Below are 22,640 nucleotides of genomic sequence, written 5' to 3'. Positions count from 1 at the left end.
GGGAAATCGCGACGATGTCTTCCTTCAAGTCCTCCTTGAAAAAAATCCTCCTCGGCGAACAGGGCCTCGTCGTCATCTTCGCGGTGGCCTTCGTCATCGTGTCGTTGACGGTTCCGAATTTCCTGACCGAGCGCAATATGATCGGCCTGCTGCAATCCGTGGTCACGATCGGCATCGTCGCCTGCACTATGATGTTTTGCCTGGCCTCGCGCGATTTCGATCTTTCCGTCGGCTCGACCGTTGCCTTCTGCGGCATGATCGCGGTCATGGCCTCGAATGTTACCGGCTCCATCATTCTCGGGCTGCTGGCCGCACTCGTCTGCGGCGGAATCGTCGGCCTCGTCAACGGCGCGCTCATCGCCAAGCTGCGCATCAATGCGCTGATCGCGACGCTCGCCACCATGCAGATCGTCCGTGGCCTGGCGCTGATCGCCTCGGACGGCCGGGCGGTCGGCATTAACGACCCGAATTTCTATCAACTGGCGCTTTCGACTTTTCTCGGCATTCCGACACCGATCTGGATCATGGCGATCCTGTTCATCCTGTTCGGCTTCGTGCTGAACCGTACTACCTTCGGCAAGAACACACTGGCGATCGGCGGCAATCCCGAGGCTTCGCGGCTGGCGGGCGTCAACGTCGCCAGGATGCGGATCTGGATCTTCACGCTGCAGGGTTTCATCTGCGCCATCGCCGGCATCCTACTGTCGTCGCGCATCACCTCCGGGCAGCCGAACGCGGCGATCGGGCTGGAACTGCTGGTCATTTCCGCCTGCGTGCTCGGTGGCGTATCGCTTGCGGGTGGCCGGGCCTCGATGAGCGGCGTCATCGTCGGTGTGCTGATCATGGGCATTGCCCAGAACGTGATGAATCTCCTCAATATTCCAGCCTTTTATCAGTATCTCGTCCTCGGCTCGATCCTGCTGATCGCGGTGACGCTGGACAATATCCGCTCGGCTGCGGCTGGGCGCAGCAGGGGATAAGCAAAGGGATTGGTCAGGCCCGCACGTTAATTGTTACGGTGGTGTCGTCTTCCGGGGATAGAGCGTTATATTGCCGCTCGAGGCAGTTCTGGAGCATCCCGCTTTCAAGCGACGCTGTGTTCGGATGAACGCGAGACGCGCTCCGGCGCTGCTTCTTATCGGCCACTGCGGGAAGGGCAAGGGCTCTCTCCCGACGTTCAATCAACGACAAGGAGGACGGCATGCAGATCAATCGTACAGGTTCGGCCCAGTGGTCCGGCGGTTTGAAGGACGGCAAAGGTCAGATCTCGACCCAGAGCGGTGCGCTCAATCACTATCCCTACGGTTTCGCCAGCCGCTTCGAAGGCGTTCCCGGCACAAATCCGGAAGAGCTGATCGGTGCGGCCCATGCAGGCTGCTTCACCATGGCTCTGTCGCTGATCCTCAATGAGGCCGGTTTCACCGCCGAAAGCATGGAAACGACCGCCAAGGTCACACTCGAAAGCGTCGAAGGCGGTTTTGCCATCAGCGCTATCCATCTGACGCTGACCGGCAAGGTTCCCGGCGCCGACGAAGCCAAGTTTACCGAACTCGCCAACAAGGCCAAGGCTGGTTGCCCGGTCTCCAAGGCGCTTGCTTCCGTTCCGATCACTCTGGAAGTGCACGCCGCCTAAGCGGCCTTTTCGATAAGGGCGCCGTGCCCATGGTGCGGCGCTTTTCGTTTGCAGTTCTGCGCTTTGGCGCCGCCGCACAAGCCGGCCAATTCGCGCATATTCCGCCGTAAATGTACAATCCCCCATTGAGGCCTCCGGACTATCCTCTCGCGGAAAATAGATTGCGCAAAGGGGATTGCCGCATGTCCGGACTTATGTTGATCCACGTCATTATCAGCCTGATCGCCATCGTTGCCGGCGTCATCGTCGCGGAGGGTTTGATTTCGGTGAAGCGCCATGAGCGCTCGACGCTTGTCTATATGGTCACCATTCTGCTCACGAGCCTGACTGGCTTCCTCTTTCCCTTCAACGGCGTTACGCCCGGCATCCTATTCGGCATCATCACCGTCCTGCTTTTCATTCCGACGGCGATCGCGCGCTACAAGCAGCGGATGGCCGGCGTCTGGCGGCTCGTCTTCATCGTCGGCAGCCTGCTGATGCTTTATCTCAACTGTGTCGTGCTGATCGTTCAGTCCTTCCAGAAAATTCCATTCCTCAATGCATTGGCACCCACAGGGAACGAGCCGCCGATCTTGGCCGTCCAGACCGTGTTGCTGGTTGCCTTCCTGATTGTCGGCTTCCTCAGCGTCCGCCGCTTCCGGCCGTCGCTTCTGCGGATCTGATCATCGTATTCTGAATCCACGACAAGCTTTCAGCCGCCTTGCTTCGCGGGGCGGTTTCTTGACATTTGCGCCTTGATGATTTACGAGTGACGAAAATTGAAAATCGTCACTCGTAAATCGGAAGTACCCAATGTTCGATCTTTCTGCGGTCAACGCTGATCCTGCACGTCAGGAAAACGTAACGCGGATTCTCGATTCCGCCGAAAAGCTGTTCCGTCACTACGGCTACAGCAAGACGACGGTCGCCGACATCGCCCGCGATCTCGGCATGTCGACCGCGAACATTTACCGGTTCTTCGCGTCCAAGACGGAAATCCACCAGGCTATCTGCGGCCGCATGCTCGCGCAGAGCTACAAGATGGCCTACGACATCCGCCACCAGCCGATCAGCGCTTCCGAGCGGCTGCGCGCCTATACCCATGCCCAGCACAAGATGACGCTCGAGACGATGCTCGACGAACAGAAGGTGCATGAGATGGTGATCGTTGCCATCGAGCGCGATTGGCATGTCATCGAAAAACACCTCGATCGGATCCATGACCTCATGGCTGAAATCATCGCCGAAGGCATCGCCGCCGGCGAATTTGCCGAACAGGATCCGATCGCGGCCTCGAAATGCTTCGGCGCGGCGACGATCATTTTGTGCCACCCACAAATGGTCGCGCAATGTCTTGCCAAGACCAACCGGGCCGAGCCCGACGAACTCATAGAATTCGCTATCAGAGCGCTAAAGAAATAGTAGTTCGCGTGTAGGATGATCCACGCGCCTTTGCATTGCGTTTGACTAAAGCCGTTTCATCAAGGAGAGCGACATGGTTTCGCTGATGACCACCACCATACGATCCGTTGCCGGCGCTGCAGCTTTTGCCGCCATAGCGCTCACGCTTTCGGGCTGCAACGAGAAGAAAGAGGAAACGGCGGAGGTGATCCGGCCGGTGAAGGTGGTCGAGATCGCTCAGGCGGATACGACGCGCAAGCTCGATTATTCCGGCTCGGTCAGGGCGCGGACGGATATGAACCTCGGCTTCCGGGTCAACGGCAAGATCGTCGAACGCAAGGTGGATATCGGCGAGAAGGTCAAGCCTGGCGACGTGCTCGCCCGCATCGATTCCACCGATTACGTTTTGGCTGTGCGCCGCTCGCAGGCCGATCTCGATGCGGCCGAGAAGCAGGTGCAGACCACGGAGCTTGCCCGCAATCGCGCCCAGCAGCTCTTCGACAAGAACGTTGCGCCGAAATCGCAGCTCGAACAGGCCGAGCTTTCCTATGATCAGGCCGTATCGACGCGGGATTCCGCCGTGTCGGCGCTGGCGGAAGCGAAGAACCAGGTCGCCTATACCGATCTGACCTCGGACATGAACGGCATCGTCACGACCATCAATGCCGATGTCGGCCAGGTGGTCGGCTCCGGCACGTCTGTCATCACCGTTGCCGTCGATGGCGAAAAAGAAGTGCAGATCGCCGTTCCGGAAATGGACATTGCGCAATTCAAGGTCGGCAAGGACGTCAAGGCGCGCTTCTGGTCCGACGATGCGCTGGTGATGGACGGCAAGGTGCGTGAGGTGTCCGGAAGTGCCGACGCGCAGTCGCGCACCTTTGCGGTCCGCGTCAGCCTGCCGAACGATCAGCGCGTGCTGCTCGGCATGACAGCGACGATCGAGGCGCAGGCCGACAATACCCAGCCCTATGTCGCTATCCCGCTGAGCGCGCTTGCCCAGAAGGACGGTCAGCAGATCGTCTGGCTGGTCGATCGCAGTGCCGGCACCGTGCATGCCCATAGCGTCAAGGTTGCCGATTTTGCCGATGACGGCGTGCGCGTCGCCGATGGCCTCAAGGCCGGCGATGTCGTCGTTGCCGCCGGCACGCAATTCATGACCGAGAATATGAAGGTCAAGGTGCCGACTGCGCAGCAAGCATCGGCAGAGACCAGCGGCAGCGCCGCGGCGGCTGCCGAAGTCGTACGCTAAACCGATCGAGGGGCGGGACAATGACTATGAACAGCACCTCCGACGAGAAGAAGCGTTTCAATCTGTCGCGATGGGCGATCGCCCATCCGAGCATTGCGCGCTTCCTGTTTGCGCTGATCATCATCGCCGGCGCGCTTGGGCTCACACATATGGGCCAGAAGGAAGATCCGGATTTCACCTTCCGCGTCATGGTGGTGCAGACCATTTGGCCCGGCGCCTCGCTGCAGGACATGGAAGACCAGGTGGTCAACAAGATCGAGCGCAAGCTGCAGGAAACGCCGCATCTCGATTGGGTCAAATCCTACACCCGCGCCGGCTTTGCCATCACCACCGTTCAGATCAAGGGCGACACCAATACCGAACAGGTGAAGGACGCCTTCTATCAGGTGCGCAAGAAGGTCGGCGACATCGCCAATACGCTGCCGGACGGCCTGCAGGGACCCTATTTCAACGATGAATTCGGCGATACTTTCATCACCCTGCATTCGATCAGCGGCGACGGCTACAGCTATCCCGAGTTGAAGAAATTTGCGATCCAGGCCCGCGACATGCTGCTTTCGACGCCTGGCGTCGAAAAGGCTGTGATCATCGGCGACCAGCCCGAGCAGATCTATATCGATGTCTCCTCCAAGGTGCTGGCCGAGCGCGGCCTGACGCTGACGGCCCTGCAGAACGCGATCGTCGGCCAGAACAAGGTCGATCCGGCCGGCTCCGTCGACACCAGCACGCGCTCCGTGCGCATCTCGGTCGAGGGCGACGTCAACAAGATCGAGGATATCAAGAACCTCCGGCTGACGGCCGGCGGCCAGGTGACGCGTCTCGGCGACATCGCAACGGTGAGTGCCGGGCTGCAGGACCCTTACACGGCCAAGTTCCTCTATAACGGTCACGAGAGCGTCCAACTCGGCGTCGTCATGGCCAACGGCAACAAGGTGACCGACGTCGGCAAGGCTGTCGAAGAAACCTACAAGCGTTTCGAGGCTTCGCTGCCGGTCGGCGTGCAGGTCGATCAGATCTCCAACCAGCCGGAAGTGGTGACCGACGCGATCAGCGAGTTCATGCATGCGCTCGGCGAGGCACTGGTGATCGTGCTGATCGTTTCCTTCCTGTCGATCGGCTGGCGTTCCGGCCTGGTGATCGCCATCGCCATTCCGCTGGTGCTGGCGGCGACTTTCGCCATCATGTACGAGCTCGGCATCGACCTGCAGCGTATCTCGCTCGGCGCCCTCATCATTGCGCTCGGCCTCCTTGTCGACGATGCGATGATCGTGGTCGAGTTGATGGAGCGCAAGCTGGAGGAGGGGCTGGTCAAGCTTGATGCGGCGAGCTTCGCCTATTCCTCGACCGCCTTTCCGATGTTGACCGGTACGTTGATCACGACGGCGGGCTTCATCCCGGTCGGCTTCGCGGCATCGACAGCCGGTGAATATGTCCGCACGCTCTTCTATGTCGTCGGTATCGCTCTAGTGATTTCCTGGTTCGTGGCGGTCTACTTCACGCCCTGGCTCGGCTATATGATCCTGAGGCAGCGCCATCATGCCGGTGAGCACCACGACGTCTTCGACACGCGTTTCTACCGTCGCCTGCGCTCGTCGGTGAGCTGGGCCGTTCGCCATCGTGTCATCGTGCTGCTTCTGACGCTCGCCGCCTTCGTCGGCAGCTTGTGGTCCTTCCAGTTCATTCCGCAGAATTTCTTCCCGCAGTCTTCGCGTCCGGAAATTCTGGTCGATCTCTGGCTGCCGGAAGGCACCAGCATCAAGGAAGTCGAACGCCAGGCGCAGACTTTGCAGGCCCGTATGGCCGATGATCCCGATAAGCGGTTCATCGCGACCTATGTGGGCGAGGGCGCTCCGCGCTTCTTCCTGCCGCTCGATCAGCAGCTCACCAACCCGAACTATGCCCAGTTGCTGATCATGGCCAAGGACGAGCCGGCGCGCGAGCGGCTGATCGTCAAGCTGCGCAGCATGCTTGCCACCGACTTCCCCTCGGTCCGCGCCAAGGTCGACCGCCTGTTCCTGGGCCCGCCGACCGGCTGGCCGGTGCAGTTGCGCGTCATGGGTCCGGACCGGCAGGAGGTTCGCCATATCGCCGATCAGGTAAAACAACGCTTTGCGCAGAACCCGCTGCTCGGCGCCATCCATGACGACTGGCTGGAGCCGGTGCCGGCCATGAAGCTGGTGATCGATCAGGACCGCGCCCGCGCACTCGGCGTCACCTCGCAGCGTATCCGCCAGATGCTGCAGGCCTCGATGTCCGGCGCTACCCTCGACAACTATCGTGAGGGCGAGGAGACCGTGGGCATCGTCGCACGGGAGCCGGAGGCGAGCCGCCACCTGCTGACCTCGGTCAACTCCATCTATATTCCGACCGACACCGGTGGTTTCGTGCCGCTGTCGCAGGTGGCGAAGGTCGAGCCAGTCATGGAGCAGAGCATCGAGTGGCGCCGCGACCGCCTGCCGACGATCACGGTCAGGGCGACGCTTCCCGACAATGTGCAGTCGAACGACGTGACGGCCAAGCTCTACAACGACATGGCCGATCTTAGGAACAGCCTGCCGGCAGGCTATAAGATCGAGATCCAGGGCGGTGCCGAAGACAGCGCTGAAAGCCAGGCCTCGATCGCCGCCAAGGCACCGATCATGCTGGTCATCATCGTCGTGCTCTTGATGGCGCAGCTCCAGCACTTCGGCAAGGCGATGCTGGTGCTCGCCACCGGTCCGCTCGGCATCATCGGTGCGGCCGGTGCCCTCTTGATCAGCGGCGCGCCCTTCGGCTTCGTGGCGATCCTCGGCGTCATCGCGCTGCTCGGCATCATCATCCGCAATTCGATCATCCTCGTCGACCAGATCGACCAGGATATCGCGGCGGGCATGGACCGGAAGGAGGCGATCATCGGCTCGGCCGTCCGCCGTTTCCGGCCGATCATGCTGACGGCGTTGACGGCGGTGCTGGCGCTGATCCCGATCTCGCGCGGCGTCTTCTGGGGTCCGCTCGCCTACGCCATGATGGGCGGCATCCTGGTTGCCACAGTGCTGACCATCTTCGTGCTGCCGGCAGGCTACGCGCTCTTCTTCGGCCGCGAGCCGAAAAAGAAAGGAGAGCCGCCGGTCGAGGAACAGCAGAACAACGACGTCGTGCATCACCTGCCACCGGCTATGGCAGCGGAATAAAGCGGAATAAAAAGCGCGGGCAAAGCGTGAAAGGGGTCCCGGCCTGTGCCGGGGCCCTTTTTATTTTCAGCGGGGTCGCTCGAAGGCCTGCGTCAGGATCGTGTACTCGCCGCCTGCGATCTTGAGGACCGTCAGGCTCCCACCCATGGCGGCGGCGGTGTCGATGCCGATGCGCTGATTACCAAAGACGGGCCGCGAGACCGGCGTATGGCCATGGACCACCAGCATCGGCAATTGCGGGCCTTCGGAGAGGAAGGGGTCGCGGATCCAGATCAGGTCTTCGTCGGTCTGCTCTGCGAGCGGTATGGCAGGCCGGATGCCGGCATGGACGAAGAGCAGCGGCCCGAAGGTGATGGCGATCGGCAGGGAGCGCAGCAATTCGACATGTGCCGGCGGGATGGCCTGGAGAACGGCTTCGCCGAGTTCTTCGATGCTCCGGCCTTCCTGGAACAGCAGATATTCCGCGTCGACGCCATAGGAGGCGAGTGTCTGGAAGGCGCCGAACTCCAGCCAATGGCTGTTGGCGCGCGGATCCTTCAGGAATTTCAGGAAGACATCGTCGTGATTGCCGCAAAGGATGTAGCGGTCGAAACCCGCGGGCGGCGGCTCGCACAGATGCTGCAGCACCTCGTTCGATCGCGGACCGCGATCGACATAGTCGCCGAGAAACAGCAGGAGCTTGCGGCCGGGAATCGTGCGGGCATCTGCAATGACGCACCTTTCCGCTTCGATCAGAGCGTCGTAGCAGCCATGGATGTCGCTCAGCGCATAGATGGCTGTATAGCCTTCCGCTGTCAGATCGATACGGGGTCGCGGCTCCATTGGCTTCGCCGCTCTCCTGCCGAAAAGTTGATCAATGAGTCCGTTCATGGACATCCGCATACCGCCTGTACAACGGCATAATCTTTTGAAAATATTCTAAGAATCCCGCCTTTTTAGGGCAGTGACGAAACGGTAGTTCAGTAGCGGGCCGGGCGCAAGGTACGCTGGAAGTGGCGACTTGCGTTAGGTTAATGAAAACAAGGAGTCAGGCATATCTGCCATCGCCGCAACTTTGTGCCTGGCCCCTCACCCCAACCCTCTCCCCGCTCATGCGGGGAGAGGGAGCTGATCGCGCTATATGCGGCTTCAATCTCAAGCAAGAGGCAAGTTGGTTGTCGTCCCCTCTCCCCGCTTGCGGGGAGAGGGCTAGGGTGAGGGGCCAGGCACGAAGTTACGGCATCGACATGCGTGCCTGACAATCTCATCGATCGGCTGCCAACCGCTCCGCAAACTCGATCGCCTCGATCAGGCTCCGCTCATTGGCAATGCCCTTGCCAGCGATGTCGAAGGCGGTGCCGTGGTCGACGGAGGTGCGGACGATTGGCAGGCCGAGGGTGATGTTGACGCCGGAGAGGTCCATCCATTTTCCCGTCGCCGGGTCAATTTCGAAACCAAGCAGCTTGACGGGGATATGCCCCTGATCGTGATACATGGCGACGACGGCGTCATATTGGCCGGCGCGCAGCTTGACGAAGACGGTGTCGCCGGAGACAGGGCCGATGATATCGAGACCGTCTTCGACCGCCTTGGCGATGGTCGGCGCGGAAATGTCGATATCCTGCCGGCCGAAGAGGCCGCCTTCGCCGGCATGCGGATTGAGCGCTGCGACCGCAATCTTCGGTCTGGCGATGCCGAGGCTGCGGAGTGCCTTGTCGGTCAAGTCGATGACGAGGCGTAGCCGCTCAGGCGTCAGGCGCTTCGGCACATCTTCCAGTGCGACATGGGTGGTGACGTGGCTGACGCGCATGTTGCCATGGGCGAGCATCATCACCGAGCCGCGGGCGCCGGTGAGTTCCGCAAGCAATTCGGTATGGCCGGCATAGTGGAAGCCGGCCTTGTTCAGCGCTTCCTTGTTGAGCGGTGCAGTGACGATGCCGCCGACCTTTCCGGCCATGGCGAGCTGAACGCCCTTCTCGATTGCCTTGAAAGCCATGCGGCCGCCATCGGCGGAAAGCCGGCCCGGCTGGATCGGCTCACCCTCCGCATCGGCCTGAATGAAGCAGAGGTTCGGCCAGTCGCCGTCTATCTGCGCTTCGGGAATTTCGATATCGAGGCCGAGTTGCTGTTCCGCGAGCCGCAGGGCCGGGCCGCTGCCAATTATTGTAAGTTTTAGCTTACCTTCATCAAACTTGTTCTTCAACCGGGCGGCGGCCTTGACGATGATTTCCGGGCCGATGCCGGCGGGATCGCCCATGGTGATCGCCAGGTGCCGTGTCATGGTTCTTCTCCTCCGGCGATGAGCGCGTTTTCACTCAAGAGATCGCGCCACAGGGTAGGGCCGCCGAATGCGCCTGATTTGGAGATCACCGTGGTGCCTTGCCACGGGCCGCCGACGATGGTGGAGCGGGGCAAGCCCGGTGCGGCCTGGCCGGTGAGGCTGAGGGCTGCAACATCGAGCGCCGCGCAAAGATTTCGCAAGGTTTCGCCGCCGGCGACAATCAATGTGCCCGGCGCCGGCAGAGCTTTGGCGATACGGCCGAAGGTCGCCGCGATCCGCTTTGCCGCATCGTCGCGTTCGAGCCCTGTCGGCAGATCGAGGCTCACCATGGCGACGCCGCTTTGCTGGATTTGTCTGTCGACGGCATCGGCATCCGCGCCTTCCGAAAGCTTCAGCCAATTGGGGCCACAGGCCTGGAGCTGCGCCAGCGTGATCGGCTGATCCGAGCCGAACAGGCCAAGCACCGGTCTTTGCAGCCTGCGCGAGACGGGAACAGCGGGCGCGGGGCGAGAAGACCGCCCTTCGCCCGCGTCTTTTCCGGAGTGAGGGCGATGATGCGTCGCCAAATCGATATTGCGCGCCAGGGCTCGCGCCAGCCCGCCGGTGCCGCTCCAAAGGACAGGTCCCTGTAGCGCAGATGAGACCCATGCGATGACGGCGTCCAAATCCTCATCCGAATGGGCGTCGAAAACATGGATGCCGTCCGCAATGGGTGTTCCGGCATCGACATGGTGGTGACTGAGCGCTGTGTTGAAGGCCGGCAGGCCCTCCGCTCTCAGTTGAGTGACGAGATCGCCGCTGATATCGCGCCAGGCATCCTTCCCGGCAAACAGCACCTGCCGGCCGCCCCGCGTGTGCCGGCCGTGATGCGGAAAGGCCGGCGCCAGAATGCAATGCCGCCAGTGGCCGAGCCGAAAGCAGGCCGCAAGTTCCGCCGCCCAAGGCCCGCGAAACAGGCTATCCACCTTCTTGAAGGCAAGATCGGCCCCCTCCAACACCGGCGCGACACTGCCGACGATGTCAGCCGCTTCGGTCGCCGATTTTTCGCGGGTGCCGCTATCGATCGCAAGGCAATCCGGCAGGCTTGCCGGAAGCGCATCTTCCCGCTGCACCTCGATCGGCCCATAGACGCCGACGAATTCAACCGCCGTGTCGAGCGCGCCGGTCAGATCATCAGCGATGAGGCGGAGGGTGGGCATGAACTTAAGATGCCTTCAGAGGGCCTTGCGGGTATCGGATATGGACATGGAAGCCAGGCCTTGCGGCTGCTCGGACGGCTTGCAGTCTTCAGCCTTCCACCAGGGCTTGTCAACGGGTTGCTTTGTCACCGTATCATTGATCCGGGCCGCGACATCAGCCGCGTTTACTTGGCTGCGCATGTGCGGCTATGCTTGCGCTCAACGACCGGGCAGGGTCGTTCCCATCGCCTCAAGGAGAACAGAGTGAGCTACGATTTCCATGTGGGCCAGAAGGTCGTTTGCATCAATGACACGTTCAAGCATGTCAGCATCGACCAATTGATCCGCAAGGGAACGATCTACACGATCCGCTGGGTCGGCGAATACACGCATTATGTCGACGGCACCTTCATCGGCGTGAAGCTCGAAGAAATCCACCGCGGCAACGACGACGGCCCCGAAGGCTACGGCGCCGCCGACATGCCCTACCGCGCCACCCGCTTCCGCCCGCTGGTGGAGGACAAGATAGCCTCGCTCAGAAAGCTGCTGGCGCCGACACCGGATGCGCCGGTGGAGAAGGGGAAGAAGGTTAGGAAGACGGAGAAGGTTTGATTGGGGATGGAACGGCCGGCGCCCGTACCTATGCCTTTATCGTTTAGGCTCGCCGCACCCCGTCGCAAGTCCATGCTCGATCAGTTTGTCACGAGTGCCGGATAGGAAATGCTGAGATATGAAAGCGCCATTCGCTTTCAGGTGGAAGTCTCACTGCAAGCTCAGAGCCCTAGCGTAAAAGCAAATCCGAGCAGCCGTTGAATAGAATTGCCGAACCGATTACTCTTCTTCCGGTTGCCAAGGGGAGAGTGCCGCGTGTTGATTCGAAAGCTCATCATTGAGAATGTCAGAAGCTTTTTGGATAGGCGCGAAATCCTTTTCGATGGACCCATTTCGATTTTTATCGGCCCCAACGGTGGCGGTAAGACAAATTTGCTTGATACGCTTGTGATCATGCTGCGCCGCTATGTTCTCAATACTCCATATTATCGTCACTCACCCACCGCTGACGAACCAAATCTTTGGGAGGAAACTTACAACGATCATCTCAACGGTCTGGTTTTTGACAAGAACAGCCAAGGCCGCAATAGGGATCAAACTGTCGAGCTTGAACTGGAAATAACGCCTGACGACATCGACAATATGCGCGCTATAAAAGCTCAATGGCCCGACGTGCACGCCACTTCCAAACGCAAATTCAGAATAAATCCTTGGAGTGGTGTGGAGAAGTGGAATGTTGATGAGGTTGTAGCGGGCACGAGGGTCGTTGTTTCGTGTATAAATGGTAATGTGCTTCCGCAGCACGATGCATCTTCAAGCGATTATCTCCACTACCTCCACTTATTTGAGACGGATAATTATTTTCGTTCTGAATTAAAGAAGGAGAGACTCAAGCTACCAATGGTGTATCTTCCAGTAAACCGCGCTGCGGGCGGCTTCAATTCATCGGTAGGTTTAGCTGGTTACAATGACTTTGATCAGAAACGTGCTACAGATGCGTCGTCTTCGAGAACGGGGTCGAATCTAATTCCACTGGCAATCTCGCGCATTGCAAGTAAATATCGTTTACTGCAGGAAGAATCCAATATTGATGCTAAGGATATTTTCTACAAAGATCAAAATTTGATCGACTTAACTAATGATCTTCGAGATTTGAACTACAGTTGGGATCTTGTTACAATAGATCCTTTAAGTAACATATATGATATCCGGCTGACGAAGCAGGGATCGTCGTTCTTAGTTAGTGCGGCTTCGTCAGGTGAGCGAGAGCTTCTTACATATCTCTTTGCGATTCATGCTCTGAACGTTCGAAACGCTCTAATCGTTGTTGACGAGCCGGAGCTGCATTTACATCCTCGTTGGCAGACGGCATTGCTCGGCCTTTTCGAAAAACTTGCTAAAACCACGGGTAACCAATTCGTTCTAGCGACCCACTCCCCAACATTTATATCCCCTGCCTCCATCCAATACGTTTCGCGCGTTTTCTCCGACAATCAGAGGAGCGACATCGTCCGGCTAAATTCAACTGCCCTGCCGAATTCGAAACACCTTTTTAATGTGGTCAATAGCCAAAATAACGAGCGAGTATTTTTTACGGAAAAAGTGTTGCTAGTCGAAGGCGTGTCTGACCGCATTGTTTTTGAGAGAGTGTTGGAGATCGTTGCCAGAGAAAATGGGGTAAATGGAATTCCGTCGCTTGAAGTCGTGAGCGTCGGAGGTAAAGGCCTCTTTTCAGCCTATCGGAAGCTTCTGGATGCGTGTCGGGTCTCTTGGGCTGTGATTGCCGATCGTGACTATATTGAGCAGGTTGGTAACGAAGTGGTAAAGAAATTATTTGTTCTAAATGCCGACGAAATTAAAAAGGATGTAGTAGATAATGTGAAAAGCTGTGACGGAGCGAGCATCGTTAAGAGTATTGAGGAAGCTTTGGTATCAGGAAACTGGAATCATGCTCAGGAAATATGGGATTACATTAAGTCACGGCGGGTACGTCTTCCCCCCGATCTTTCCGAAACTGATCGGCATACACTGGAGAAGTTTGTTGCGGAAAAGGAAACAGAGAATGTCTTCATTCTCAAGTTTGGCGCACTGGAGGACTATTTGCCCGATGGTTACAGAGCAAAAGATTTGGAAGCGTTGATCGCTTTGGTTGCGGCTGACGATTTCTGGGAGCGGCTTCCATCTAAGTCCAGAGCGGAACTCGATAGGCTTGCCAAGGCCATTCTAGGCATCGAAAACAAAGCAGGAGTGGCAATCGTTGAGCTTGAGAGCATTAACGGTTCAAACGGTGTCTGAGTGAAACCTCATATTGGTTTGCGGCTTACTTTCCGGCTCAATCGACGGCTAACATCGGGCGAAAACTCATCAGCTATTGTGGAACAAGTTGATGTGCGCGCCATAGCTTGTTGTAAGCATGCATCGACGTAAAGAGAACATAACCCGTAAATTCGAGATAAGGAAAACTGGTGCTGCTAGAGAGATTTGAACTCTCGGCCTCTCCCTTACCAAGGGAGTGCTCTACCCCTGAGCTATAGCAGCAAACCGTGGCGCGTTGGGTGCGCCGTATTGGGCGAGGCGGCTATTGCCATAGCTGAGAGGTAAGTGCAAGCCGCAAATTTCAAGTTCGGTGAAAGATCGATGGAAAAATTATGTCGGTCTTTTGAAGGCTGGGGATTTCAGCTATGGGAAGGGGATGTGTGCGGATAAGACGAAAAGTGGTGATGAACAGCGCTTGCAGGGCGGTTTGACGGTCGGCGAGGCGGGCGAAGGCGCGGGCGCGAAGCTGAATATCGAGGCGGAGCGCCGTCGCGAGCGGGCGGCTCAGAAGCTGCGGGAAAATCTTGCCCGCCGCAAACAGCAGGTTCGGGCGCGCCGCGCGGGCCAGGCGGACGAGACGGATGGGCTTCCCGCTGCAAATTCGTCCGATGCGAAGGATGCCGCCGCAAAAATGGACGAATCGTAATGATTCATGTCGGCCATCATCAAACAGCCATCAAACGAATTGAAGCCTTAAACTATTTCGTCTAAACAGCGCTTTTTCCCCATATGCGTGGAATTTGGCGCACGGAACTTCAGGAAAGGCGGGCCTCGCCCGTAGTCATATATGGATCGTATCAGGATTGTCGGCGGCAACGAGCTCAACGGTATCATTCCGATCTCCGGCGCCAAGAATGCAGCTCTGCCTCTGATGATCGCCTCGCTGCTCACCAGCGATACGCTGACGCTCGAAAACGTGCCGCATCTCGCCGATGTGGAGCTTCTGATGCGCATTCTCGGCAATCACGGCGTCGATGTCGCCGTCAACGGCCGGCGCGAACGCCAGGAAGACGGCTATTCCCGCACCATCCATTTCACCTGCCGCACCATCGCCGACACCACCGCGCCTTATGAGCTGGTCGCCAAGATGCGCGCCAGCTTCTGGGTCATCGGGCCGCTGCTTGCCCGCGAAGGCCAGGCGCGCGTTTCGCTGCCGGGCGGTTGCGCCATCGGCACGCGCCCGGTCGATCTCTTCATCGATGGCCTGACGGCGCTTGGCGCCACCATGGAAATCGACGGTGGCTATATCAATGCCACCGCGCCGAAGGGCGGCTTGATCGGCGCGCGTTATGTCTTCCCGAAGGTTTCGGTCGGCGCGACGCATGTGATGATGATGGCGGCAACGCTCGCCCGCGGCACGACGGTCATCGGCAATGCGGCCCGCGAGCCGGAAGTCGTCGATCTTGCCAATTGCCTCATCGCCATGGGCGCCAAGATTTCCGGCGCCGGCACCAGCACGATCACCATCGAAGGCGTCACCTCGCTCTCCGGCGCGCGCCACCGCGTCTTGCCGGATCGTATCGAGACCGGCACCTATGCCATGGCCGTCGCCATGGCTGGCGGCGACGTCACGCTCGAAAATACAGACATGGCGCTGCTCGACACGGCGCTGGAAAGCCTGCGCCGCGCCGGCGCCGACATTTCGGCGACCAACAACGGCATCCGCGTCCGGCGCAACGGCGGCGGCATCAAGCCGGTCGATATCGTCACCGATCCCTTCCCGGGCTTCCCGACCGACCTACAGGCGCAGTTCATGGCGCTGATGACCCGCTCGACGGGCACGTCGCATATCACCGAGACGATCTTCGAAAATCGCTTCATGCATGTGCAGGAGCTCGCGCGCCTCGGCGCGAAGATCTCGCTCTCCGGCCAGACCGCCAAGATCGAAGGCGTCGAGCGACTGAAGGGTGCGCCGGTCATGGCGACGGACCTGCGCGCATCCGTCTCCCTGGTCATCGCCGGCCTTGCCGCCGAGGGTGAAACGCTGGTCTCGCGCATCTATCATCTCGATCGCGGCTTCGAGCGGCTGGAAGACAAGCTGACGCGCTGCGGCGCTGTCGTCGAGCGCATCAGCGACTAATTCCGGTCGTTCATGAGAAGAGACGGGAGAAGCCCGCTTTCTCCGGTTGCGTCTTCAGCGCCCGCATCCTATTTCCATCACGGGGGAATGCCGGTATCGGCATTTCCGTGGCGATCGGGGATATCAGGCGAATGACCAATCTCAAGCTTATGGCACTTGATAACGAAGACCTGGGCGTGATCTCCGCGCATATGCAGGACAGCGTCTTCAAGGTTTCCGACATGTCCTATGCGCCGCGGCTCGGGCAGTTTTCCGTTGCCGCCAACCGTTTCGTCTGGGAACTGTCGGATCAGAAGGACAAGGCGTTCGAGCGCCATCGCTCGGCGCTGGTGTTCAAGCGGGTGCTGGCGGTGCGCTCCAGCGGCGTCGATCGGCGCCAGCGCGACGAGGTGCTGTCGCTGCTCGTCATCCGCTTCGATCCGAAGGGCGAGGGGCCGGATGGCACGATCGAGCTGACGCTCGCCGGCAACGCGACGATTGCGCTCGATGTCGAATGTATCGAAGTTCAGCTTGCAGATATTGGCGGCGCATGGGAAACGGCTAACAAGCCCAGTCATCCGGACGAAGCCTAGTAGCCGGACGAGAAACGAGTTTCGGTCGCTCATGGCGGCCTCGATGTAAGAGGATTATCAGCGTTGGCTATCTGGCTGGATCAGGCATCGGAAGGTTTCGAGCAGCAGTTTGCCGCTTTTCTGACGACCAAGCGGGAAGTGTCCGAGGACGTGAACGCCGTCGTACGCGCCATCATTGATGATGTGCGGGCGCGGGGCGACGCGGCTCTCGCCGATTATTCCAAGAAATTCGAAGGCATCGATTTCGCGACGACCCCGATGCGCGTCAGCGAAGCGGAGATCGATGCGGCGATCGCCGCCGTCCCCGCCGAAGTGCTGGGCGCGCTCAAAGTCGCCGCCACCCGCATCGAATCGCATCATCGCCGGCAATTGCCGAAGGACGATATCTATGAGGACGATCTCGGCGTCGGCCTCGGCTCGCGCTGGACGGCGATCGAAGCCGTCGGCCTTTATGTGCCCGGCGGCACGGCGAGCTATCCGAGCTCGGTGCTGATGAATGCCGTGCCGGCCAAGGTCGCCGGCGTCGATCGCATTGTCATTGCCGTGCCGACCATGAAGGGTGCGGTCAACCCGGCTGTGCTGGCCGCGGCCCGCATGGCTGGCGTGGAAGAGATTTACCGCGTCGGCGGGGCGCAGGCGATTGCAGCGCTTGCCTACGGCACCGAGACGATTGCCCCGGTCGCCAAGATCACCGGCCCCGGCAATGCTTACGTCGCCGCCGCCAAGCGGCAGGTTTTCGGCACCGTCGGCATCGACATGATCGCCGGCCCCTCGGAAGTGCTCGTCATTGCCGACAAGCACAATGATCCGGATTGGCTGGCCGCCGATCTCCTGGCGCAGGCGGAGCATGACGAGGGCGCGCAGTCGATCCTGATTACGGACGATGCGGCATTTGGCAAGGCCGTGGAAGGCGCCGTCGAGCGCCAGCTCAAGCAACTCAGCCGATCGCAGACGGCGGCCGCAAGCTGGCGGGATTTCGGCGCAATCATCTTGGTTTCGGACCTGAAGCAGGCCATCCCGCTCGCCAACCGCATCGCGGCCGAGCATGTCGAGCTTGCCATCGACGATCCGGATGCGCTGCTTGCCGGCATTCGCAATGCCGGTGCGATCTTCGTCGGCCGTCATACGCCGGAAGTGATCGGCGATTATGTCGGCGGCTCCAATCACGTTCTGCCGACCGCCCGTTCCGCGCGCTTCTCGTCCGGGCTCTCGGTGCTTGATTTCGTCAAGCGCACCTCGATCCTGAGGCTCGGTCCCGAGCAGTTGCGCACGCTTGGACCGGCGGCCATCGCGCTCGCCAATTCCGAAGGGCTCGATGCCCATGCGCGATCCGTTGCGATCCGCCTCAATCTCGAAGGGTAGGGCATGACTGACAGCGTCTTCCGGCTGAGCGATGTGGTCCTGGACGACACGATCGGCCGTTCGACGCCCGATGTCGAGCATGAGCGTGCCGTCGCGATTTTCGACCTGATCGAGGAAAACAGTTTCGAACCCGTCGGCCATGGCGGCGGGCCTTACCGGCTCAACCTGTCCCTGGTCGATCAGAAGCTGGTCTTCGATATCCGCACGGAAGCGGGGGGCGTCGTTGCCACCCATATCCTGTCGCTGACGCCGTTCCGCCGGATCGTGAAGGACTACTTCATGATCTGCGAAAGCTATTACGAGGCTATTCGCTCGGCCACCCCCAGCCGCATCGAGGCGATCGACATGGGCCGCCGCGGCATTCACAATGAGGGCTCGAGGACGCTGATGGAGCGGCTGAAGGGCAAGATCATCGTGGATTTCGATACGGCCCGCCGGCTCTTCACACTCGTCTGCGTGCTCTACTGGCGCGGGTGACGGCGATGGAACAGCCGAAAGCCATCGAACACCATGGAAAGCCGCCGGGCGCCATTCTCTTCATGTGCGGGCTCAACACCATCCGCTCGCCGATGGCCGAGGCGATCGCGCGCGGAATGCTGCCGCAGGGCACCTATGTTGCCTCGGCGGGCGTTCGCGCCGGTGAGCGCAATCCCTTCGTCGATGTCGTCCTCGGCGAAATCGGTCTGTCGCTCGGGCGGCGGCAGCCGCAGACGCTGGAGGAGCTGGAGGATGATTTCTTCGATGTCATCATCACGCTTTCTCCCGAAGCGCATCATGCCGCCCTGGAACTGACGCGCGCGAATGCCATCGACGTCATCTATTGGCCGACCATCGATCCCTCGGTCGCCGGCGGCACGCGCGAGCAGATCCTCAATGCCTATCGGGAGGTGAGAGACCATCTTCTCGGCCTGATCGAAAGCCGATTGGTCGAGCGTCGCGGCTCTCTTTAGAGTATCGCGTTAAACAAATGCAGAAAGCCTTATCAACGAGGTTCACAAAACCGTGGCGATTGTGTAGTTTCCGCGCAAATTTCCGGCGGCCTTACTTTTTGTCATGGACGCCGGCATCAACCCCACAGGAAAAGAAGCTTTAATGCCGAAAGAAGAAGTCCTTGAATTTCCCGGTGTCGTCACCGAATTGCTGCCGAATGCAACCTTCCGCGTGAAGCTGGAAAATGAGCATGAGATCATCGCTCACACCGCCGGCCGCATGCGCAAGAACCGTATCCGCGTTCTCGCCGGCGACAAGGTGCTCGTGGAAATGACCCCTTACGACCTGACCAAGGGCCGCATCACCTATCGTTTCAAGTAGTCCGCAGCTCGCATCCGAGCCTGCCCTCCGTTTGCCGCCTGTCACGGTCGAGGTTTTATGGCGCTGAAACACAAGCTGATACTGGCCTCCGGATCGCCGCGCCGCGTCGACCTCCTGCATCAGGCGGGGATCGAACCGGTGCGCCTGATGCCCATGGATATCGACGAGGCTCCGAAGAAGTCGGAACACCCGCGCTCGCTGGCGCGCCGGCTTTCGGCGGAAAAAAGCGAGGCGGCGTTCGCGGCGGTGAAGGGCGATGTCGCCTGGCAGGGAAGCTATATCCTTGCCGCCGATACGGTCGTCGCCGTCGGCCGGCGGATTCTGCCGAAAGCGGAATTCGTCGACGAGGCGTCTTCGGCGCTGCATCTGCTCTCCGGCCGCAGCCATGTCGTCTATACCGGCATCTGCCTTATCACGCCGGACCGCAAGCTGCGCCAGAAGGTGGTCGAGACCAAGGTCCGCTTCAAGCGGCTGTCCGGCAAGGATATCGACATGTACCTCGCCTCTGGCCAGTGGCGAGGCAAGGCCGGCGCTTACGGCATACAGGGGCTTGCGGGCTCCTTCGTGCAGAAGCTGATCGGCTCCTATACGAATGTCGTTGGATTGCCACTTTATGAAACCATGCTGCTTCTCGCGGGCGAAGGATTCGACGTCTACGCGGAATGGCAGGAAGGATAATCGTCATGGCGGACGATGACAGGATCAAGGTAGGGGCAAAGATCGAGCCGCTGCGCAAGACGCGGGCCTGCGCCGAATGCGGGCGACCCTCGGTGCGCGAGCATTATCCCTTCTGTTCGGATCGTTGCCGCTCGCTCGATCTGTCGCGGTGGCTGAACGGCGCCTATGCCATTCCCGTTGCCGAAGACGAGACCAAGGCCTCCGACGAGGAATAGGCGCTTCGCCATTTCGTCGAAGCCATTCATTTCATTTGCGAATTGTCAAAAATCCATTTCCTGTCAAAAAAGAGTCATTTGCGGCTGGACATGGGCGAACAAGATGCTATAACCCCGCTCGCTTCCGGGGCGAACCAACCGCCCAGGGTCTTCCAAGACCTTTCGATCAGCGTGAAGCAAGGATGCCCAGGTAGCTCAGTTGGTAGAGCAGCGGATTGAAAATCCGCGTGTCACTGGTTCGATTCCGGTCCTGGGCACCATTCTTACTTCCTCTTGAGATCATCGTAGTTTGCGGATGCCCTAGCGGCTATAACGCGCGCCGCTCATGGGCAGCGGCAATCCCTGACGCATTTCCGTCTGGCAAGTGGCCGGCGACGCGGCCGAGCTTGTACTTCAGTTTCCCATTCTGAATTTTCATTCCGTTTCAAGCGGAATATCGCGGCTTCGGGCCATCAGAAAGGGCGAGCCTGGCTCGCGCTTTTGCGGGGGCTGTCAATCGCGTCTAATGGTGGAGATTTCGGAAAACGCCGCAACTTTAGAGGTATTCATTATTAATTCCGGTGAAAGAACCTTTCAAGATATTGATGGCCAATGCAATGAAGCGTACGAATTATTGAAGGGTCACCTATTGATTCGAAGCGAGTATTACCGCACCTTAGATACTAGCGGGAAGTGATCCCGTTAAGTCCGGCGTTTATTGCAATAGCAAGCTATCGAGGCGCCATGTTAAACAACGATGTGCTATTCAACACGTTCGCCCGTTCTTTCGAAGCACGGCGCGAAGTCGAGATGTCATTCTCTGAATACCTGGATGCGTGCCGGGACGATCCGCTCATGTACGCCAATGCGTCTGAGCGCCTGCTGGCCGCAATGGGTGAACCACTGCTGATCGATACGGCCAAGGATACCCGCCTCGGGCGTATCTTTATGAACCGAACCATCCGGACCTATCCGGCTTTTTCGGGCTTCTTCGGTATGGAAGAGACAATCGAACGCATCGTCGCCTTCTTCCGCCATGCAGCGCAAGGGCTGGAAGAGCGCAAGCAGATCCTCTATCTGCTCGGCCCTGTCGGCGGAGGTAAATCCTCGCTTGCCGAGCGGCTGAAGTCGCTGATGGAAGTCCACCCCATCTATGTGCTGAAGGCCGGCAACGAGCTCAGTCCGGTGTTCGAAAGCCCGCTCAGCGTTTTTGATCCCGTGTCCATGGGACCGATGGTCGAAGAGCGCTACGGCATTCCGCGCCGGCGTCTGACCGGGCTGATGAGCCCGTGGTGTCTGAAGCGGCTGGAAGAGTTCGAGGGCGACATTTCCCGTTTCCGAGTGGTCAGGATACAGCCGTCCAGGCTGCGACAAATCGCCGTCGCCAAGACCGAGCCGGGTGATGAAAACAACCAGGATATTTCCTCGCTGGTCGGCAAGGTCGATATCCGCAAGCTCGAAAGTCTCGCGCAGAACGATCCCGACGCCTACAGCTATTCCGGTGCACTCAATCGTGCCAACCAGGGTATTCTCGAATTCGTCGAGATGTTCAAGGCGCCGATCAAGATGCTGCATCCGCTGCTGACGGCGACGCAGGAGAGCAATTATATCGGCACTGAGAATATCGGCGCCATTCCCTTCTCGGGCATCATTCTGGCCCACTCGAACGAGTCGGAATGGCAGACCTTCAAGGCTAACAAAAACAATGAGGCCTTCATCGACCGCATCTGCGTCGTGAAGGTGCCTTATTGCCTGCGGGTCACCGAAGAGCAGAAGATCTACGACAAGCTGATCGAGGAATCCGAGCTCAGCGACGCACCCTGCGCGCCGTCGACGCTGGAGACGCTTGCCCGCTTCACGGTTCTCACAAGGCTTGCCAAGCACGAGAACTCGACGGCCTTCTCCAAGCTTCGGGTCTATGACGGCGAGAGCCTGAAGGAGACCGATCCGAGGGCGCGCAGCGTGCAGGAGTATCGCGATGCGGCCGGTGTCGACGAAGGCATGGATGGGGCTTCGACCCGCTTCGCCTTCAAGGTGCTGGCGGCAACCTTCAACTACGATACGACTGAGATCGGCGCCGATCCGGTGCATCTGATGTATATGCTGGAGCAGGCGATCCGCCGCGAGCAACTGCCGCTCGAAACCGAGAAGCTCTACATCGAGTTCATCAAGAGCGAGCTTGGACCGCGCTACGCGGAATTTATTGGACATGAGATTCAAAAGGCCTATCTGGAATCCTATGCGGATTACGGCCAGAATCTCTTTGACCGTTATGTCGATTACGCCGATGCCTGGATCGAGGATGTCGATTTCAAGGACCCGGATACCGGCCAGCTTCTGGACCGAGAGCTTCTCAACCAGGAACTGACCAAGATCGAAAAGCCGGCGGGTATCGCCAATCCCAAGGACTTCCGCAACGAGATTGTGAAATTCTGCCTGCGGGCGCGGGCAAGCCACGGCGGTAAGAATCCGTCCTGGACCAGTTACGAGAAGATTCGCGAAGTCATCGAAAAGCGAATGTTCTCCCAGGTCGAGGACCTCCTGCCGGTGATCTCGTTCGGATCCAAGAAGGATGGCGAGACGGAAAAGAAACATGGCGAATTCGTCGAACGCATGATGGCGCGCGGCTATACCGAGCGTCAGGTTCGGCGGCTTGTGGAATGGTACATGCGTGTGAAACAGGCAGGATGAGCCACCAAGGAAGA

General features: G+C 59.3%; 22 protein-coding genes and 2 tRNA genes. 19 read left to right on the top strand and 5 right to left on the bottom strand.

Features of this window, described 5'->3' with window-relative positions; translation table 11 throughout:
- The first annotated feature begins 14 nt into the window (after window positions 1-14).
- From araH to C9E91_RS16510, 6 genes are all read left to right on the top strand, one after another.
- On the top strand, window positions 15-980 hold the full coding sequence (araH, locus tag C9E91_RS16535; protein WP_107109343.1) for an L-arabinose ABC transporter permease AraH: 966 nt from the start codon (window positions 15-17) through the stop codon (window positions 978-980).
- Between the two features lie 221 nt (window positions 981-1,201).
- Window positions 1,202-1,633: an OsmC family protein gene (locus C9E91_RS16530; RefSeq protein ID WP_107109342.1), complete on the top strand. Its 432-nt coding sequence runs from the start codon at window positions 1,202-1,204 to the stop codon at window positions 1,631-1,633.
- A 182-nt stretch (window positions 1,634-1,815) separates the two neighbouring features.
- Window positions 1,816-2,295 carry a hypothetical protein gene (locus C9E91_RS16525; protein WP_107109341.1) on the top strand — a complete coding sequence of 160 codons (480 nt, stop codon included), beginning with the start codon at window positions 1,816-1,818 and terminating at the stop codon, window positions 2,293-2,295.
- A gap of 130 nt (window positions 2,296-2,425) precedes the next feature.
- Window positions 2,426-3,034 carry a TetR/AcrR family transcriptional regulator gene (locus tag C9E91_RS16520; protein ID WP_107109340.1) on the top strand — a complete coding sequence of 203 codons (609 nt, stop codon included), beginning with the start codon at window positions 2,426-2,428 and terminating at the stop codon, window positions 3,032-3,034.
- A 73-nt stretch (window positions 3,035-3,107) separates the two neighbouring features.
- Window positions 3,108-4,262, top strand: coding sequence for an efflux RND transporter periplasmic adaptor subunit (locus C9E91_RS16515; protein WP_107109339.1), 1,155 nt, complete (start codon window positions 3,108-3,110; stop codon window positions 4,260-4,262).
- 20 nt (window positions 4,263-4,282) lie between these two features.
- Window positions 4,283-7,432: an efflux RND transporter permease subunit gene (locus C9E91_RS16510; protein WP_425503976.1), complete on the top strand. Its 3,150-nt coding sequence runs from the start codon at window positions 4,283-4,285 to the stop codon at window positions 7,430-7,432.
- 66 nt (window positions 7,433-7,498) lie between these two features.
- Here C9E91_RS16510 and C9E91_RS16505 read toward each other — a convergent pair whose 3' ends face one another.
- The 4 genes from C9E91_RS16505 to C9E91_RS19845 all read right to left on the bottom strand — a co-directional run bounded on the left by C9E91_RS16505 (window position 7,499) and on the right by C9E91_RS19845 (window position 11,071).
- A complete protein-coding gene (locus C9E91_RS16505) occupies window positions 7,499-8,254 on the bottom strand; it encodes a metallophosphoesterase family protein (RefSeq protein ID WP_107109337.1) in 756 nt (251 codons plus the stop codon).
- Between the two features lie 421 nt (window positions 8,255-8,675).
- Entirely contained in the window at window positions 8,676-9,692 is a 1,017-nt protein-coding gene (gene pdxA, locus C9E91_RS16500; protein ID WP_107109336.1) for a 4-hydroxythreonine-4-phosphate dehydrogenase PdxA, read from the bottom strand.
- Window positions 9,689-10,891, bottom strand: a complete 1,203-nt coding sequence (locus C9E91_RS16495; protein ID WP_107109335.1) for a four-carbon acid sugar kinase family protein — start codon at window positions 10,889-10,891, stop codon at window positions 9,689-9,691. The genes pdxA and C9E91_RS16495 overlap by 4 nt, the downstream gene beginning before the upstream one ends.
- Window positions 10,892-10,906: 15 nt before the next feature.
- On the bottom strand, window positions 10,907-11,071 hold the full coding sequence (locus C9E91_RS19845; protein ID WP_181316097.1) for a hypothetical protein: 165 nt from the start codon (window positions 11,069-11,071) through the stop codon (window positions 10,907-10,909).
- A gap of 63 nt (window positions 11,072-11,134) precedes the next feature.
- Between C9E91_RS19845 and C9E91_RS16490 the strand changes: the two genes are divergently transcribed.
- Window positions 11,135-11,482, top strand: a complete 348-nt coding sequence (locus C9E91_RS16490) for a CAP-Gly domain-containing protein (RefSeq protein ID WP_028753663.1) — start codon at window positions 11,135-11,137, stop codon at window positions 11,480-11,482.
- A 255-nt stretch (window positions 11,483-11,737) separates the two neighbouring features.
- A complete protein-coding gene (locus tag C9E91_RS16485; RefSeq protein ID WP_107109334.1) occupies window positions 11,738-13,717 on the top strand; it encodes an AAA family ATPase in 1,980 nt (659 codons plus the stop codon).
- Between the two features lie 168 nt (window positions 13,718-13,885).
- Here C9E91_RS16485 and C9E91_RS16480 read toward each other — a convergent pair.
- Window positions 13,886-13,960, bottom strand: a tRNA-Thr gene (locus C9E91_RS16480).
- A 154-nt stretch (window positions 13,961-14,114) separates the two neighbouring features.
- On the opposite strand from C9E91_RS16480, the gene C9E91_RS16475 reads away from it, so the two are divergent.
- The 11 genes from C9E91_RS16475 (at window position 14,115) to C9E91_RS16425 (ending at window position 22,626) form a co-directional block, all read left to right on the top strand.
- Window positions 14,115-14,384, top strand: a complete 270-nt coding sequence (locus C9E91_RS16475) for a hypothetical protein (RefSeq protein WP_245407507.1) — start codon at window positions 14,115-14,117, stop codon at window positions 14,382-14,384.
- Between the two features lie 141 nt (window positions 14,385-14,525).
- Window positions 14,526-15,818 (top strand): UDP-N-acetylglucosamine 1-carboxyvinyltransferase, encoded by a 1,293-nt coding sequence (murA, locus tag C9E91_RS16470; protein ID WP_107109333.1) that lies wholly within the window; start codon window positions 14,526-14,528, stop codon window positions 15,816-15,818.
- 131 nt (window positions 15,819-15,949) lie between these two features.
- Window positions 15,950-16,390 (top strand): DUF2948 family protein, encoded by a 441-nt coding sequence (locus C9E91_RS16465; RefSeq protein ID WP_107109332.1) that lies wholly within the window; start codon window positions 15,950-15,952, stop codon window positions 16,388-16,390.
- Window positions 16,391-16,453: 63 nt separating this feature from the next.
- On the top strand, window positions 16,454-17,752 hold the full coding sequence (gene hisD, locus C9E91_RS16460; protein WP_107109331.1) for a histidinol dehydrogenase: 1,299 nt from the start codon (window positions 16,454-16,456) through the stop codon (window positions 17,750-17,752).
- A 3-nt stretch (window positions 17,753-17,755) separates the two neighbouring features.
- On the top strand, window positions 17,756-18,229 hold the full coding sequence (locus C9E91_RS16455) for a UPF0262 family protein (protein WP_107109330.1): 474 nt from the start codon (window positions 17,756-17,758) through the stop codon (window positions 18,227-18,229).
- Between the two features lie 5 nt (window positions 18,230-18,234).
- The gene (locus tag C9E91_RS16450) at window positions 18,235-18,702 is read left to right on the top strand and encodes an arsenate-mycothiol transferase ArsC (protein ID WP_107109329.1); all 468 of its coding nucleotides are present in this window, start codon (window positions 18,235-18,237) and stop codon (window positions 18,700-18,702) included.
- 142 nt (window positions 18,703-18,844) lie between these two features.
- A complete protein-coding gene (infA, locus tag C9E91_RS16445; protein WP_004117876.1) occupies window positions 18,845-19,063 on the top strand; it encodes a translation initiation factor IF-1 in 219 nt (72 codons plus the stop codon).
- Between the two features lie 57 nt (window positions 19,064-19,120).
- A complete protein-coding gene (locus tag C9E91_RS16440) occupies window positions 19,121-19,741 on the top strand; it encodes a Maf-like protein (RefSeq protein ID WP_107109328.1) in 621 nt (206 codons plus the stop codon).
- A gap of 5 nt (window positions 19,742-19,746) precedes the next feature.
- A complete protein-coding gene (yacG, locus tag C9E91_RS16435; protein WP_107109327.1) occupies window positions 19,747-19,956 on the top strand; it encodes a DNA gyrase inhibitor YacG in 210 nt (69 codons plus the stop codon).
- A gap of 184 nt (window positions 19,957-20,140) precedes the next feature.
- Window positions 20,141-20,216 (top strand) — tRNA-Phe (locus C9E91_RS16430).
- A gap of 463 nt (window positions 20,217-20,679) precedes the next feature.
- Window positions 20,680-22,626, top strand: coding sequence for a PrkA family serine protein kinase (locus C9E91_RS16425; RefSeq protein ID WP_107109326.1), 1,947 nt, complete (start codon window positions 20,680-20,682; stop codon window positions 22,624-22,626).
- The last annotated feature ends 14 nt before the right edge of the window (window positions 22,627-22,640 follow it).

The organism is Rhizobium sp. SEMIA4064 (genome assembly GCF_003025035.1).
Lineage (GTDB): Bacteria > Pseudomonadota > Alphaproteobacteria > Rhizobiales > Rhizobiaceae > Rhizobium > Rhizobium paranaense.
The sequence above is the reverse complement of the archived record's forward strand: the minus strand, read 5'-3'. Positions and strand labels throughout refer to the sequence as shown.

What these genes read in the sequence shown, in the direction of transcription:
- C9E91_RS16530 (WP_107109342.1), top strand. Translation starts at nt 1,202, where the DNA reads ATGCAGATCAATCGTACAGGTTCGGCCCAGTGGTCCGGCGGTTTGAAG.
- C9E91_RS16520 (WP_107109340.1), top strand. Translation starts at nt 2,426, where the DNA reads ATGTTCGATCTTTCTGCGGTCAACGCTGATCCTGCACGTCAGGAAAAC.
- araH (WP_107109343.1), top strand. Translation starts at nt 15, where the DNA reads ATGTCTTCCTTCAAGTCCTCCTTGAAAAAAATCCTCCTCGGCGAACAG.
- C9E91_RS16510 (WP_425503976.1), top strand. Translation starts at nt 4,283, where the DNA reads ATGACTATGAACAGCACCTCCGACGAGAAGAAGCGTTTCAATCTGTCG.
- C9E91_RS16515 (WP_107109339.1), top strand. Translation starts at nt 3,108, where the DNA reads ATGGTTTCGCTGATGACCACCACCATACGATCCGTTGCCGGCGCTGCA.
- C9E91_RS16465 (WP_107109332.1), top strand. Translation starts at nt 15,950, where the DNA reads ATGACCAATCTCAAGCTTATGGCACTTGATAACGAAGACCTGGGCGTG.
- C9E91_RS16440 (WP_107109328.1), top strand. Translation starts at nt 19,121, where the DNA reads ATGGCGCTGAAACACAAGCTGATACTGGCCTCCGGATCGCCGCGCCGC.
- yacG (WP_107109327.1), top strand. Translation starts at nt 19,747, where the DNA reads ATGGCGGACGATGACAGGATCAAGGTAGGGGCAAAGATCGAGCCGCTG.
- murA (WP_107109333.1), top strand. Translation starts at nt 14,526, where the DNA reads ATGGATCGTATCAGGATTGTCGGCGGCAACGAGCTCAACGGTATCATT.
- C9E91_RS16525 (WP_107109341.1), top strand. Translation starts at nt 1,816, where the DNA reads ATGTCCGGACTTATGTTGATCCACGTCATTATCAGCCTGATCGCCATC.
- infA (WP_004117876.1), top strand. Translation starts at nt 18,845, where the DNA reads ATGCCGAAAGAAGAAGTCCTTGAATTTCCCGGTGTCGTCACCGAATTG.
- C9E91_RS16495 (WP_107109335.1), bottom strand. Translation starts at nt 10,891, where the DNA reads ATGCCCACCCTCCGCCTCATCGCTGATGATCTGACCGGCGCGCTCGAC.
- C9E91_RS16475 (WP_245407507.1), top strand. Translation starts at nt 14,115, where the DNA reads ATGTGTGCGGATAAGACGAAAAGTGGTGATGAACAGCGCTTGCAGGGC.
- C9E91_RS16455 (WP_107109330.1), top strand. Translation starts at nt 17,756, where the DNA reads ATGACTGACAGCGTCTTCCGGCTGAGCGATGTGGTCCTGGACGACACG.
- C9E91_RS16450 (WP_107109329.1), top strand. Translation starts at nt 18,235, where the DNA reads ATGGAACAGCCGAAAGCCATCGAACACCATGGAAAGCCGCCGGGCGCC.
- C9E91_RS19845 (WP_181316097.1), bottom strand. Translation starts at nt 11,071, where the DNA reads ATGCGCAGCCAAGTAAACGCGGCTGATGTCGCGGCCCGGATCAATGAT.
- C9E91_RS16505 (WP_107109337.1), bottom strand. Translation starts at nt 8,254, where the DNA reads ATGGAGCCGCGACCCCGTATCGATCTGACAGCGGAAGGCTATACAGCC.
- C9E91_RS16425 (WP_107109326.1), top strand. Translation starts at nt 20,680, where the DNA reads ATGTTAAACAACGATGTGCTATTCAACACGTTCGCCCGTTCTTTCGAA.
- pdxA (WP_107109336.1), bottom strand. Translation starts at nt 9,692, where the DNA reads ATGACACGGCACCTGGCGATCACCATGGGCGATCCCGCCGGCATCGGC.